General features: G+C 29.5%; 13 protein-coding genes and 1 pseudogene. 1 reads left to right on the top strand and 13 read right to left on the bottom strand.

Annotation, left to right across the window (positions count from 1 at the left end; translation table 11 throughout):
• Positions 1 to 68: 68 nt before the first annotated feature.
• The 13 genes and pseudogenes from mnmA to L3B98_RS02230 all read right to left on the bottom strand — a co-directional run bounded on the left by mnmA (position 69) and on the right by L3B98_RS02230 (position 12,285).
• A complete protein-coding gene (mnmA, locus tag L3B98_RS02290; protein ID WP_077361086.1) occupies positions 69 to 1,145 on the bottom strand; it encodes a tRNA 2-thiouridine(34) synthase MnmA in 1,077 nt (358 codons plus the stop codon).
• A 10-nt stretch (positions 1,146 to 1,155) separates the two neighbouring features.
• The gene (nifU, locus tag L3B98_RS02285; RefSeq protein WP_077361084.1) at positions 1,156 to 1,593 is read right to left on the bottom strand and encodes a Fe-S cluster assembly scaffold protein NifU; all 438 of its coding nucleotides are present in this window, start codon (positions 1,591 to 1,593) and stop codon (positions 1,156 to 1,158) included.
• A gap of 1 nt (position 1,594) precedes the next feature.
• Positions 1,595 to 2,776 (bottom strand): cysteine desulfurase NifS, encoded by a 1,182-nt coding sequence (gene nifS / locus L3B98_RS02280; protein ID WP_077361082.1) that lies wholly within the window; start codon positions 2,774 to 2,776, stop codon positions 1,595 to 1,597.
• Between the two features lie 2 nt (positions 2,777 to 2,778).
• On the bottom strand, positions 2,779 to 3,231 hold the full coding sequence (locus L3B98_RS02275) for an RrF2 family transcriptional regulator (protein WP_077361080.1): 453 nt from the start codon (positions 3,229 to 3,231) through the stop codon (positions 2,779 to 2,781).
• Between the two features lie 81 nt (positions 3,232 to 3,312).
• Positions 3,313 to 4,557: a replication-associated recombination protein A gene (locus tag L3B98_RS02270; RefSeq protein WP_238915470.1), complete on the bottom strand. Its 1,245-nt coding sequence runs from the start codon at positions 4,555 to 4,557 to the stop codon at positions 3,313 to 3,315.
• Between the two features lie 99 nt (positions 4,558 to 4,656).
• Positions 4,657 to 5,151: a VanZ family protein gene (locus tag L3B98_RS02265; RefSeq protein WP_238915469.1), complete on the bottom strand. Its 495-nt coding sequence runs from the start codon at positions 5,149 to 5,151 to the stop codon at positions 4,657 to 4,659.
• Between the two features lie 253 nt (positions 5,152 to 5,404).
• Entirely contained in the window at positions 5,405 to 6,454 is a 1,050-nt protein-coding gene (gene rfbB / locus L3B98_RS02260; protein ID WP_238915468.1) for a dTDP-glucose 4,6-dehydratase, read from the bottom strand.
• Complete coding sequence (rfbD, locus tag L3B98_RS02255; RefSeq protein ID WP_238915467.1) at positions 6,451 to 7,362, bottom strand: dTDP-4-dehydrorhamnose reductase; 912 nt, start codon at positions 7,360 to 7,362, stop codon at positions 6,451 to 6,453. The genes rfbB and rfbD overlap by 4 nt, the downstream gene beginning before the upstream one ends.
• Positions 7,363 to 7,368: 6 nt before the next feature.
• Positions 7,369 to 7,959 carry a dTDP-4-dehydrorhamnose 3,5-epimerase gene (gene rfbC, locus L3B98_RS02250; protein ID WP_238915466.1) on the bottom strand — a complete coding sequence of 197 codons (591 nt, stop codon included), beginning with the start codon at positions 7,957 to 7,959 and terminating at the stop codon, positions 7,369 to 7,371.
• Between the two features lie 119 nt (positions 7,960 to 8,078).
• Positions 8,079 to 8,990, bottom strand: a pseudogene (locus L3B98_RS02245) (AAA family ATPase); the annotation flags it as partial.
• Positions 8,991 to 9,280: 290 nt separating this feature from the next.
• The gene (locus L3B98_RS02240; protein ID WP_238915465.1) at positions 9,281 to 10,174 is read right to left on the bottom strand and encodes a cell wall-binding protein; all 894 of its coding nucleotides are present in this window, start codon (positions 10,172 to 10,174) and stop codon (positions 9,281 to 9,283) included.
• A gap of 114 nt (positions 10,175 to 10,288) precedes the next feature.
• On the bottom strand, positions 10,289 to 11,593 hold the full coding sequence (locus tag L3B98_RS02235) for a hypothetical protein (RefSeq protein ID WP_238915464.1): 1,305 nt from the start codon (positions 11,591 to 11,593) through the stop codon (positions 10,289 to 10,291).
• Positions 11,594 to 11,655: 62 nt separating this feature from the next.
• On the bottom strand, positions 11,656 to 12,285 hold the full coding sequence (locus tag L3B98_RS02230; RefSeq protein ID WP_238915463.1) for a hypothetical protein: 630 nt from the start codon (positions 12,283 to 12,285) through the stop codon (positions 11,656 to 11,658).
• A 374-nt stretch (positions 12,286 to 12,659) separates the two neighbouring features.
• Here L3B98_RS02230 and L3B98_RS02225 point away from each other — a divergent pair, with 374 nt between their 5' ends.
• Positions 12,660 to 13,283 (top strand): transposase, encoded by a 624-nt coding sequence (locus L3B98_RS02225; protein ID WP_238915462.1) that lies wholly within the window; start codon positions 12,660 to 12,662, stop codon positions 13,281 to 13,283.
• Positions 13,284 to 13,507 lie beyond the last annotated feature (224 nt).

The following is a 13,507-nucleotide window of genomic DNA, read 5'->3' as shown; positions in this document are numbered from 1 at the left end:
AACTTAATTATATTTTTTATTCCATAAAAAATATAGCTAAGAGTCTAATAAACTCTTAGCTATCATTTTTATAACACTTCTTGAATTATTCCACCGCCAACTACTATTTCATTATCATAAAATACAACTGACTGCCCTTTAGTTATTGCCCTTTGCTTTTCTTTAAACGAAACTTTTATTCTTCCATTTCCGATTGGAGTTAAAAGTGCCTCTGCAGGTTTAGCAGAATACCTAACCTTTGCTGTAACTTCTATTTCTTTTTCAAGTTTATCAAAAGGAATGAAATTAACATCAGTTGCAATCAAATCAGTTTTGAATATATCATCTTCTGATCCAAGTATAACTTCATTTGTTTTTGCATTAATGCCTGTTACAAAAACTGGCCTTCCTAGAGAAAGTCCAAGTCCTTTTCTTTGTCCTATGGTATAATATACAATTCCTTTATGTTTGCCAATTACATTGCCTTCTTTATCAACAAAATTACCAGGTTTAACTCTATCTGGTTTTGCTTCTAAGATATATCTTCCATGATTATTATCTGGAATAAAGCAAATTTCCTCACTATCCTTTTTGTTATGAACAGCAAGACCAATTTCTTTTGCTATTTCTCTTATTTTTGTCTTTTCATATTCTCCGCAAGGCATCAATGTATGTTCTAATTGCTCTTGAGTGAAATTATATAATGCATAAGTTTGATCTTTTCTATCATCATCTGATCTGATTAAAAGATATCTATCATCACGCTTTTCAATTTTTGCATAATGACCTGTAGCAACATAATCTGCACCTATCCCCTTTGCTCTTCTTAAAAGTTCATCGAACTTTAGATGCTTATTGCATTCAATACAAGGATTTGGAGTTCTTCCATCAATATATTCCTGTACAAAAGTATCTATAACTTTTTCTTTAAAATAATCTCTAAAATTTAAAACGTAAAATGGTATATCTAGTTTGTCACATACTCTTCTTGCATCATCAACAGCAGAAAGGGAGCAACAGCCCCCTTCTCTTTCTTGAAATTCATTGTCCTCTTGCCAAATTTGCATTGTAGCACCAATGACTTCATATCCCTGCTGTTTTAATAAATATGCAGCAACAGAACTATCTACACCACCACTCATACCTACTAAAACTTTTTTCTTCATAAATCACCTATTACTCTTCGCCATGAACAGCAGCATGTAAATCTTCATCGCTATGTTCTTCCATTGGTATAACTTCTAATCCATTATTTGCTCTATAATCATTTATAGCTTTGTGGATTGCTTCTTCTGCAAGTACAGAGCAATGCATTTTTACTGGTGGAAGACCATCTAATGCTTCTGCAACAGCCTTATTTGTTAATTCCCAAGCTTCATCTAAAGTCTTTCCTTTGATTAATTCAGTTGCCATTGATGATGAAGCAATAGCTGAACCACATCCAAAAGTCTTAAATTTAACATCTTTAATAATGTTATCTTCAACCTTTAAATAAATCTTCATTATATCTCCACACTTGGCGTTTCCTACTTCACCTACACCATTTGCATCTTCTATTTCTCCAACGTTTCTTGGGTTTTGGAAATGTTCCATTACTTTTTCACTATATATCATCTTATTTTTCTCCCTTCTTTAAAAAGTCATCCCATAATGGTGACATATTTCTTAATCTTTCAATAATTGGTGGTACAACTTCAAGAACATAATCTACATCTTCTTCAGTTGATCCTTCACCCATAGAAAGTCTTAATGATCCATGAGCAATTTCATGTGGAAGTCCAATTGCAAGTAATACATGCGATGGATCTAAGGATCCTGATGTACAAGCACTACCACTTGATGCACAAACACCTTTAAAATCAAGAGATAACAGAATTGATTCACCTTCAATAAATCTGAAACATACATTTGCATTTCCAGGTAATCTCTTATCTCCTCTTGGTCCATTTAATTTTGTATAAGGAATTTCTAAAAGTCCATTTATAAGCTTATCTCTAAGAGCTGTTAATTTTTTCATATGTTCTTCTAAATTTTCTGTTACAAGCTCAACTGCCTTACCAAGACCTACAATAGATGCGATATTTTCTGTTCCTGCTCTTCTATTTCTTTCTTGAGCTCCACCATGAATTAAATTATCAATTTTAATTCCCTTTTTGATGTATAAAACTCCAATTCCTTTTGGTCCATAAAGCTTATGACCTGCTAGTGACAACATATCAATGTTCATTTCTTTAACATCTACAGGTACATTTCCAATAGCTTGAACTGCATCAGTATGGAAGAAAATTTTCTTTTCCCTACAGATTTCTCCGATTTCCTTTATTGGCTCAATTGTTCCAATTTCATTATTCGCAAACATAATGCTGACTAAAATTGTTTTATCAGTTATAGCATTTTTTAAATCTTCTAATCTAACAAAACCTTCTTCATCAACATCTAAATATGTAACTTCAAAACCGTTCTTCTCTAAGTATTCACAAGTATGAAGAACTGCATGATGCTCTATTTTAGTTGTAATAATGTGATTTCCTTTATTTCTATGGGCTGAAGCAATTCCTTTTATCGCCCAGTTATCTGCTTCAGATCCACCACCAGTAAAATACACTTCTTCTGGTAAACAATTCAATGCTTTTGCTATTTGTTCTCTTGCTTTATCTATAGCTTTTTTAGTTTCTCTTGATATTCCATAAAATGAAGATGGATTTCCAAACTTTTGTGTAAAATAAGGAAGCATTTCTTCTAAAACTTCTGGTTTAACATAAGTTGTAGCTGAATAGTCCATATATACATTTTTCATTATTATTCACTCCTATCTGCAATCTTAATGCCACTATTTTTCTTTTGAAGAGCTTCGTGATCATCAAGTATATCTTGTAATGTTATTGAATTCATAACACTATCTATACTATTTTTTATTTTTTCCCATACTGCTTTTGTAGCACAGCAATCTGAACTATCGCATTCAACTCCATCAATACAATCCGCTATTTCAACAGGACCTTCCAAAATAGTCATTATATCTCCAACAGTTATTTCCCTAGGAGGTTTGCATAAAACGTATCCACCCTGTGCACCTCTTATACTTCTTATAACATTAGCACGCCTAAGCGGGCTAAATAATTGTTCTAAATAATATTCAGAAAGATTTTCCTTTTTTGATATAGCCTTTATGGAAACCGGTGCTCCACCATAATTAGCTGCTAACTCTACCATGGCTCTAACCCCGTATCTTCCTTTAGTTGAAAGTTTCATTCTTTCACCTCTTTATATATAAAATATATTAATTTCGTTTATATCTTACCAAATTACTCGGCTTTTGTCAAACGATAATTATTACTTTTTAATTTTTTCCCAATAATTTTTTATACTTTCTTCGTATTTATTATTCTGCCCATTATAATATATTCTTCCTTCTAATTCTTTTGGCAAATATTCTTGTTTTACATAATGATCATTATAATTATGTGGATATTTATATCCACCTACTCCAAGATTAGCTGCTCCCATATAATGTGCATCTTTTAAATGCATAGGAATATCTCCAAAATTAATATTTTCCAAATCATTCATAGCTGCATCTATAGCTAAAATTGCACTATTTGATTTAGGTAATGTCGCTAAATAAATTACTATTTCAGAAAGTATTATTCTTGCTTCTGGCAATCCTACCTTTAAAGCTAGTTCTATTCCCGAATTAACAACAGACAGTGCTGTTGGAAAGGCAAGACCTATATCTTCAGCTGCAATAACAGAAATCCTTCTTATAATTGAAGTTAAATTGCCACTTTTGATAAGTCGTGCTAAATAATGAATCGATGCATCAGCATCACTTCCCCTAATACTCTTTTGAAGGGCACTTAACAAGTTATAGAACTCATCCCCACTAGAATCAGCCCTCATATTGGACTGTCCTAGGCTCTCTATATATTCACTTGAAATCACTCTAACGTTCTTTACCTGCGAATTTATAGCAATTTCTAAAATATTATATGCTTTTCTATAATCACCTTGAGATATCTCAGCAATATATGTAAGAGCTTCATTAGAATATTCTATTTTTATTCCTTCTGAAGTTAACTTTTTAATAGAATTTTCAAGTCCAATAATAATATCAGAAGTATTTAATGGCTTAAATGAGAATATATTACATCTGCTTATTATAGCTTTGTGTATAACGAAATAAGGATTTTCAGTAGTACTTGCAATCAGCGTTATTCTTCCATCTTCAATAAATTCTAATAATGCCTGCTGTTGTTTTTTATTAAAATGCTGAAGTTCATCTATGTATAGAACTACTCCATTATAATTTAGTAAATTATTAATATTATCCGTAATTTCTTGAATATCTTTCACAGATGCTGTCGTTGCATTTAATTTGTAGAATTTCTTATCTACATAATTAGCCATTATGTTAGCTAAAGTTGTTTTACCAGTTCCAGGAGGCCCATAAAATATACAATTACATATATTCTTACTCTCAATCAAATTATATAACGGCTTCCCTTCACTTAAAATATGCTTTTGTCCCGCAAAATCTTCCAATTTATTTGGGCGCATCAAATCTGCTAGTGGTCGCATTGCTTGCACCTCTTTGTCTTTAATAATATCTAATCATACCTTCTTGATTTGCTAACTATTATTATAACAGATTTAGAAAAATAAAAAAGCAGTAGAAAACTATAATTTCTTCGTGCTTAATATAAATCTAATCTTAGCTTTATATATTTTATAATAAATCAAATAAAAAATTATTAAGCCTACTAAACTCCCTATAAAATCAACTAAAACATCACTTACTAAAGAAGTTCTTCCTGGAACAAAAGCTTGGTGAAATTCATCAGTAATAGCATAAAATTGGCATATAAAAAGTATATACACTATTGCATCTCTTCCTAATTTTTTATAAGAAAAAAATGAAGCACTTACTAATATTGCCAATACCATATATAGAAACCCATGTGCATTTTTTCTAATAAGTTTATCTAAAAAAGCTAAATTTTCCTTTTCAGCTTTAGCCTGATTATTTGATTTATTTTCTAATTTTGATTTAGAATCTTCAATTATATTAACTACCTTAGTACTTTGTTCATGAGATATTTGTCCATTATTGCTTGACATGTAGAATATAAATCCCATCCAAAACAAACATAACAAAATAATTATTTTTCTCAATATTGATTCCTCTTTCCCTCTTGAAACTATTACTTCAAATTATACTACATCACATGATAATTAGAACTAAAACAAAGACCTTTTCACATAATTATTATATAAAAATTGCACCAAATCTAATTCGGTGCAATACTCATACTTGGAATTTTTCACTACAATTTTTAAATAACTACTTTTTTTCTTTGAACCTCTTAGATTATATATCTATAAATTTTTAACTTAATACGAACCAATCTATAGCCCCCCCCACAAATTAGTTGTACATCTTATCATAATACTTTTGATATTCTCCAGAAGTTACATTTTTCATCCATTTTGAATTATCTAAATACCACTTAATAGTCTTTTTAATCCCAACTTCAAAACTAGTTTCTGGATACCAGCCAAGTTCTGTCTTTATCTTATCTGGAGCTATTCCATATCTTCTATCATGACCTTTTCTATCTTCAATATATTTTATTAAACTTTCAGTAACATTTTTATCTACATTTTTATTTATATATTCAATTACTGTCTTTACTATTTGTATATTTGTCCTTTCATTATGGCCTCCAACATTATAAACTTCTCCAAGTCTACCTCCATTAATAACCATATCAATCGCTTTCGCATGGTCTTCTACAAACAACCAATCTCTTATATTTAATCCATCTCCATATACAGGAAGATCTTTATGCTGCAAACAGTTATTGATTAATAATGGTATTAACTTCTCCGGAAATTGAAATGGTCCATAGTTATTTGAACATCTTGTTATATTAACTGGCATTTTATAAGTATCATAATAAGATTTAACCATTAAGTCTGAACTTGCTTTGCTTGATGAATATGGACTATGAGGATCTATTGGTGTTGTTTCCACAAAAAAGCCTTCATCTCCTAAAGAACCATAAACTTCATCTGTTGATACATGAAGAAATTTCACTCCATCAATGAATCCCTCTTCACTTTCCCAAGCAGTTTTTGCACAATTGAGCATATTTACAGTTCCTAATACATTTGTTTTAGCAAATATTTCCGGCTCTTTTATACTTCTGTCAACATGAGATTCTGCTGCAAAATGAACAACATAATTTATATTATTAATTTTAAAAAGACTTGAAACTAAATCTTTATCACAAATATCTCCTTGAACAAATGTATATCTCTTATCATTTTCAATAGATTTAAGATTCTCTAAGTTTCCTGCATAAGTTAACTTATCTAAATTTATTATTTTAATATCTTTATATTTTGTTAACATATATAAAATGAAATTCGAACCTATAAATCCTGCTCCACCTGTAACTAAATATATCTTCATTCTCTTACTCCATCCCGATAATTATAATTGCTATCTATCTTATTAATAAAAGATTTTATTGCATCCTTCCAATCTCTCATTTCATCACCAACAGTATATCTAAGCATCACATTATCAAGTGATGAATATTTAGGCCTCTTTGCTAAAGTTTTATATTCTTCTGATGTACATGCTGTAACTTTACAATTTTCTCCTGACAATTCAATTATCATTTTCGCAAAGTCATACCAGGTGCACTCACCTTTACCAGTACAATGATATATTCCATATTCTTCTGTCTGTAAAAGTTTTAATATATGATAAGCTAAATCATTGGCATACGTCGGATTTCCTTTCTGGTCATTTACAACAGTTATCATATCCTTTTCTTTAGCTAATCTTCTCATAGTATAAACAAAATTATTGCCTATATGTCCATACAACCATGCAGTTCTAACTATAAAATATTTTGAAGAAAACTCTCTTACATAATTTTCTCCGAGTAGCTTAGTTTTTCCATAAACACTATATGGAGTTGTTAAATCATATTCAGTTAATGGCTTGTTTCCAACTCCGCTAAATACATAATCAGTTGATACCTGAACTAATTTAGCACCTATTTTTTCAGATACTATAGCTAAATTTCTTGGGCCAATTGAATTAACCTTAAATGCAAAATCTTGATTATTTTCACAACCATCAACATTAGTAGCCGCTGCACAATTAATTATTACATCTGGTTTTAATTTATTTAATTTAGCTTTAACCATTTCCAAATTAGTTATATCCAATTCATCTATATCTAATGGAATAACTTCTGATTTTGTAATTAACTCTGAAACTTGACCAATTTCGGCTTTTCCACTATTTATTATATCTTGAAGTTCATTCCCTAACTGCCCTTTTGCTCCTGTAATTAGTATTTTCATCTATAATCACACCTCTTTTGGACAAATATAATAATCTGAATATCTGCTCAAATCCAATTCTTTTAAGCTTGGATGCTTTTTGTCCTTTTCAGATAAAATCATATTCTGTATTCTATCTAAAGGCCATTTAATATCTATATCTGGATCATTCCACATAACCCCGCTGTCATATTCAGCAGCATAAAAATCTGTGCATTTATAGTTAAATACAGCCTCTTCTGATAATACCAGAAAGCCATGTGCAAAACCTTTGGGAATATAAAATTGTTTTTTATTTTCATCACTTAAAATAACTGCTTCCCATTTACCATAAGTTTCAGAACCAATTCTCAAATCAACAGCTACATCAAAAACTTCACCTTTAGTCACTCTAACAAGCTTTCCCTGACTATGCTTCCTTTGAAAATGGAGTCCACGAAGTACACCCTTACTTGATTTTGATTCATTATCTTGGACAAAGGTCATATTAAGTCCAGCTTCTTTAAAAGCTTCCTCATTATAGACTTCCATAAAATAGCCTCTTTCATCTCCAAAAACTTTAGGCTCTACTATATAAGCACCATCTATTTCAGACTTTATAAATTTGAAATTCCCCATTTCTACACCCCGTATATATTTATATCTATAAATATATATTCAAAATCAATTATATTATTTCCAAATTTCTATTCTTATCTTTGTTTTACTATTTCTCCATTTATTATAACTAATTAATATATATATAAAGCTAGTTCTATTCCAGAGTTGACAACAGACAGTGCTGTTGGAAAGGCAAGACCTATATCTTCAGCTGCAATAACAGAAATCCTTCTTATAATTGAAGTTAAATTGCCACTTTTGATAAGTCGTGCTAAATAATGAATTGATGCATCAGCATCACTTCCTCTAATACTCTTTTGAAGGGCACTTAACAAGTTATAAAACTCATCACCACTAGAATCTGCCCTCATATTGGACTACCCTAAACTCTCTATATATTCACTTGAAATCACTCTAACGTTCTTTACTTCAGAATTTATTGCAAGTTCTAAAATATTATATTCTTTTCTATAATCCCCTTGAGATATTTCTCCAATGTAATCAAGCGCTTCATTAGAATACTGGATTTCTAATCCATCATTTATTAATCTTTCTATAGAATTTTTAAGACCCATTATAATATCCTCTGTATCTAATGGTTTAAAAGAAAATATATTACACCTGCTTATTATAGCTTTATGCATAACGAAGTATGGATTTTCAGTAGTACTTGCTATTAAAGTTATTCTTCCATCTTCTATAAATTCTAACAATGCCTGTTGTTGTTTCTTATTAAAATGCTGAAGTTCATCTATATATAAAACTACTCCATTATAATTTAATAAATTATCCATATTATTAGTTATGTCTTGAATATCTTTTACAAATGCAATTGTTGCATTTAATTTATAAAATTTCTTATCTACATAATTGGCCATTATGTTAGCTAAGGTTGTCTTTCCAGTTCCTGGTGGACCATAAAATATATAATTACATATATTTTTACTTTTTATTAAATTATATAATTGTTTTCCTTGACTTAATATATGTTGTTGTCCTACAAAATCTTTTAAATCACTAGGTCTCATTAAATCTGCCCATGGTCTCATTTTTTCACATCTTACTTAATGCCATTACATATTATTTTACTTTATAATATAAACTCTATACTATAATTTATAGAAAATAGTATGAATCTTAAAACTTAATTTTATACCAAATAATATTATAGCAGATATAATAAAATAAAAAGCAGTAAGAATCTAAAATATTCTTACTGCTTTGCTTAAATAATATATCTAATTATACTACTATTCTACAAATTTTTAATATAGTAAATTAAAATTTAATACTTATTTATTTCTATCTAATTTTCGCAGTTTATTTATAGGGTGTTACCTTAAACGTAATTAGCAGGAATTGTAACTGTTTCTGGTGCTGCAGTTACATAATATAATTTACCATTAGTACTATCATATATAGAAATACTTGCAGTTATTTCTACTTCTCCTGTAACACCTGCATCAATTTTATATCCATCTATATAATTTCCTGATATATATGCATCTTTTCCATTAAACGTAACATATAAATCTTTGTTAACTGAATATGTTTTTTTATGCGTAGTTATTGATTCAGTATATATTCCTGGTGTAAATCTAAGTGTAGGTTTTATAGTTGTTGTCCCATCAGCATTTTGTACTACAGACATAGTAATTTTTGTATCTGACTTATATCGAGCATCTATAACTGTTTGAGAAGGTTTTACATCTTTTTCTACTGAATCAGAATCACTATTTGATGATTTATTGCTATTACTTGATGAATTTTCAGTAGTTTCTGTTGTTTTACTTGGTGTTACTACAGTTTTAGTAGATGTAGATGTTATAGTTTGAGTTGGTATTTTATCTCCTATAGCCTCTCCACTTGCTGCAAAAGTATAAGTCACTTCATTAAGTGTTACATCCCCAGTTTGCATTTCTCCACTTGGTGCAAGATAATATGCTTTCCCATCAACTTTCACTACACCAGTTTGCATTGCTCCTGATGTTTCTGTAAAGTACCATTTACCGCCATCCTTTATCCAACCTGTTTTCATGTATCCATCTGAACCAAAATAATACCAAGTACCATTTATAGCTCTCCAACCTTTAGAATATGAATTTCCTTCTGTATTCCACCAACCATTAGAATCTTGTTTCCATGCTGCTGATGCTCCAACTGGAGCAACAGTTGCTATTGTCATAGCTACAAGTGCAACTGCAACTAACTTTTTTAATCTGAAATTTTTCATTATTATATTCCCCTCCTTAATACTCTTCCCATTTAGATCATTATGTTATTTATACGCTTTTAATCTCTTGAAATTAATTTATAAACAAGTAATGTTTCGTATTTTTCTCTAATTTCACTTACTTGTTTTTTTAATTGTAGGTATAAGAAGAAATAATCCTACAACAAATGTTATAACTCCACATGTTGATAAAACTATTAAAAAATGCTTTATTGTATAAGAAATTATATCTTTCAAATAAACTATATTAATATTAAATTTCTCATAGACTTTAAAAACATAAGCCCCAAAGAATATTGCAAATAAAATTAATCCTGCTAATAAAAATGCATTTCGTATGTATTTTAAGCTAGAATTTAAATCTTTGCTATTTATCTTTATTAATATTGCCATAAGGATAATCGGCAACATCATAAACATCCAAAACATTTTATAAATAATTGATGTTATTTCGGCTAATTTTTGAAGTTTATTAGATTCCAATATTTTATCTAAGTTTATTTTTTCAATTTCTTTTTCAATACTACTTCCTGCCTCATCTAGCAATTTATTTAATACTCCATCTAACTTATTTTTAGTACTTTTGTCAGCTGGTGTCTGGTTTATAGTATTTTCTCTTTGACTATTTGATGATACTTCTTTATCAGAATTTACAGTAGTGTTTTTATCAATACCTTGCATAAGTGAGTCATTACTATTATTAGGCTGTTCTGATGTAGATTGATTTCCTTCTGAGTCTGATTCATCATCAATTGTTATACCATAATCAGCCAATATTTTCAAAGCTTGTTCTTCTGTTATTCCCTTTTTGATTGCTTTTTGAATTGCTTGTTCTTCCGTTAGTCCTTTTTGCTTTAATATTGCTCTTACTTTAGCTTCTGCTTCACTTCTGGTATCTAGCTTTTGCACTTCAAAAGAGGATTGTCCGACTTTTGATTTTTCTTTAGAAATCATCATATTATTAAATTCCAGTTCATTAACCATACATACTGTATTTTCAGTTTGTACGTTGCTGTTAAAAGATAAATCATTTTTAGTTGGTTTTATAATATTACCTATAATATCTTTAACTCTTTGCTTATATATCTCTACATCTATAGGCTTAATATTATTCTCTCCAGTTTTTAGATATTGAATAAAGCCAGAAATCACATTGTCAGCTTCTTTTTTTACATCTTCTTCTGTTATTATTGATTCCTTAATGTCATAATTAATATTTTTAGCACTTAATAATGCATCTATTTTATTATATATTGATTCTTTAACTTGCTCATAAGTATTATTTTTATTAAGTATATCTGTATAAGTATTTTCATTTAAAACAATCACTTTAACAAACATAGATAATACTGCAAGTATTATACTAAACATTAATAATATTTCAATAATAAGACTGATGCTCTTTTTTGTTTTATTCATGCTAATATATCAATTCCTCCTTACGTTTATAAAAACTCTTATAACCATTAATTTAAGTTAGTTTATAATAAAGCTTTTGCAATACTAACCTCTGTCCAAGTTAAATTTCTAACTCTATCAATGATTGTTTGAAGATTATCAGAGTTAAGTTGAACTAGAACATGTCCATTTTTTTCGATAGAAGCAGTTGTCTTTCCTTCACTATTCTTACCAAAAGTAACATTTAAAGTAGCATCATACGCTGTAACAATATCACTAATTTTTTGTTCTGCTAATATTCTTTCAATTCCCATCTTTGTATCCATAGCTCTTACTTTTTCTGCAATTTCTATGAATTTAGCTTGAAATTTAGAAAAGGTTGCTTCATCTGCGGTAACTTTTTCTAAAACAGTTGCTATACTATTGTCTTGATTATTCTCAACTTTTGTTAAAAGTTTGTCTACAGATGGATGATTTGAAAGTTGCGAATCAATTTCCTCAGTAACAGTTGGAGTTAAAATAGTACCAATTTTAGTATCTTTGTTAACTTCTGATAATACACCCACTGGATTTGTACCATTTTTATATTGATTTAAAATTATTTTTATTATATCAGCATTACTAGGTATAGTGGCTGCCGATGCTCCAATTGATGTAGAACAAGCTAATACTAATGCAAATGCTCCAATTGATAATAATTTTTTCATTTTCATTTTTATTCTATCCCCTTTCAATTTATAATGAGTAGATAATATAATATTAGTATAAAATGTAATGTTTTTTTTGTAACCTACCCAATATGGGTGATTTTCTTCATTTCAGAATTTATTTTCTACATTAGTAATATTATGTAACACTTATAAATTATGAAATTTATATTTTTTCTATTTTTAAAAAATTAATACAGCATATAATAAACGTATAGAAACTATTACTATCTAAAATTGAAAATGTTGCTGAAAATCCATCAGATTATTGTGTTAACTCTAAAACTGATTTTACACGCAATCGTAAGCTTTCGCTTAAACAAATGCTAACAGGAATTATTGGTATGGGCGGAGGACCCCTTTCAAATTAATTGTTGGATATGTTCAATTATTCAGCAGATACAGTGACTTCATCTGCATTTATACAACAGAGGAATAAAATTAAACCTAAGACCTTTGAAACAATCTTCAAAGCTTTTTCAACAGATATATCTTTAGAAACTAATGAAAATGAACTAATAATTTTGGCTGTTGATGGTTCTGACATACATATAGCTACTAATCCAGATGATAAAGAATCATACATGCCAGGTTCTAATGGTCAGAAGTCTTATAATCTACTTCATTTGAATGCACTATATGACTTAAAACAAAATATTTACTCAGATGCGATAATACAGAAAAAGAGAGAAAACAATGAACATAAGGCTTTTATTGATATGGTAGATCGTTCACCAATTCTAAAAGCACTTGTTATTGCTGATAGAGGATATGAGTCCTATAACAATATGGCACACATTCAGGAAAAGGGCTGGAAATTTCTCATACGAATAAGAGACGGGGCTATGGGCATAAAAAGCAGTTTCGTATTACCTGATTATAACTGCTTTGATGTTAATATCCGATTGAAACTTACAAGGAAGCAGACGAATGAAACAAAAGAATTATTCAAGGATGGTAATGTGCATCTAGCAAGAAATTTATGCACATCTAACAATGTATAACTTCACTCAAATGATTACCTCACACGTAGTCATAAAGAAAAAGCAAAGGAAATACACATATAAAGCTAATTTTTCCGTAGCCACTCACATGTGCAGAAAGTTCTATTATGGGAAAACAACATCACCTAATTTAGAAGCAATAATTGCCAAAAATATAATTCCAATAAGGCCTGACCGCCATAGACAAAGGAATATGATTACTAAGACATTTATTAGCTTCTTAT

It is taken from the genome of Clostridium sp. YIM B02555, from assembly GCF_022320955.1.
Taxonomy (GTDB): Bacteria; Bacillota; Clostridia; order Clostridiales; family Clostridiaceae; genus Clostridium; species Clostridium saccharoperbutylacetonicum.
The sequence above is the reverse complement of the archived record's forward strand: the minus strand, read 5'-3'. Positions and strand labels throughout refer to the sequence as shown.

Bases quoted from the DNA above. Each gene is read 5' to 3' on its own strand.
- mnmA (WP_077361086.1), bottom strand. From the start codon at position 1,145: ATGAAGAAAAAAGTTTTAGTAGGTATGAGTGGTGGTGTAGATAGTTCT.
- nifU (WP_077361084.1), bottom strand. From the start codon at position 1,593: ATGATATATAGTGAAAAAGTAATGGAACATTTCCAAAACCCAAGAAAC.
- nifS (WP_077361082.1), bottom strand. From the start codon at position 2,776: ATGAAAAATGTATATATGGACTATTCAGCTACAACTTATGTTAAACCA.
- L3B98_RS02275 (WP_077361080.1), bottom strand. From the start codon at position 3,231: ATGAAACTTTCAACTAAAGGAAGATACGGGGTTAGAGCCATGGTAGAG.
- L3B98_RS02270 (WP_238915470.1), bottom strand. From the start codon at position 4,557: ATGCGACCACTAGCAGATTTGATGCGCCCAAATAAATTGGAAGATTTT.
- rfbB (WP_238915468.1), bottom strand. From the start codon at position 6,454: ATGAAGATATATTTAGTTACAGGTGGAGCAGGATTTATAGGTTCGAAT.
- rfbD (WP_238915467.1), bottom strand. From the start codon at position 7,362: ATGAAAATACTAATTACAGGAGCAAAAGGGCAGTTAGGGAATGAACTT.
- rfbC (WP_238915466.1), bottom strand. From the start codon at position 7,959: ATGGGGAATTTCAAATTTATAAAGTCTGAAATAGATGGTGCTTATATA.
- L3B98_RS02240 (WP_238915465.1), bottom strand. From the start codon at position 10,174: ATGAAAAATTTCAGATTAAAAAAGTTAGTTGCAGTTGCACTTGTAGCT.
- L3B98_RS02235 (WP_238915464.1), bottom strand. From the start codon at position 11,593: ATGAATAAAACAAAAAAGAGCATCAGTCTTATTATTGAAATATTATTA.
- L3B98_RS02230 (WP_238915463.1), bottom strand. From the start codon at position 12,285: ATGAAAATGAAAAAATTATTATCAATTGGAGCATTTGCATTAGTATTA.
- L3B98_RS02225 (WP_238915462.1), top strand. From the start codon at position 12,660: ATGTTCAATTATTCAGCAGATACAGTGACTTCATCTGCATTTATACAA.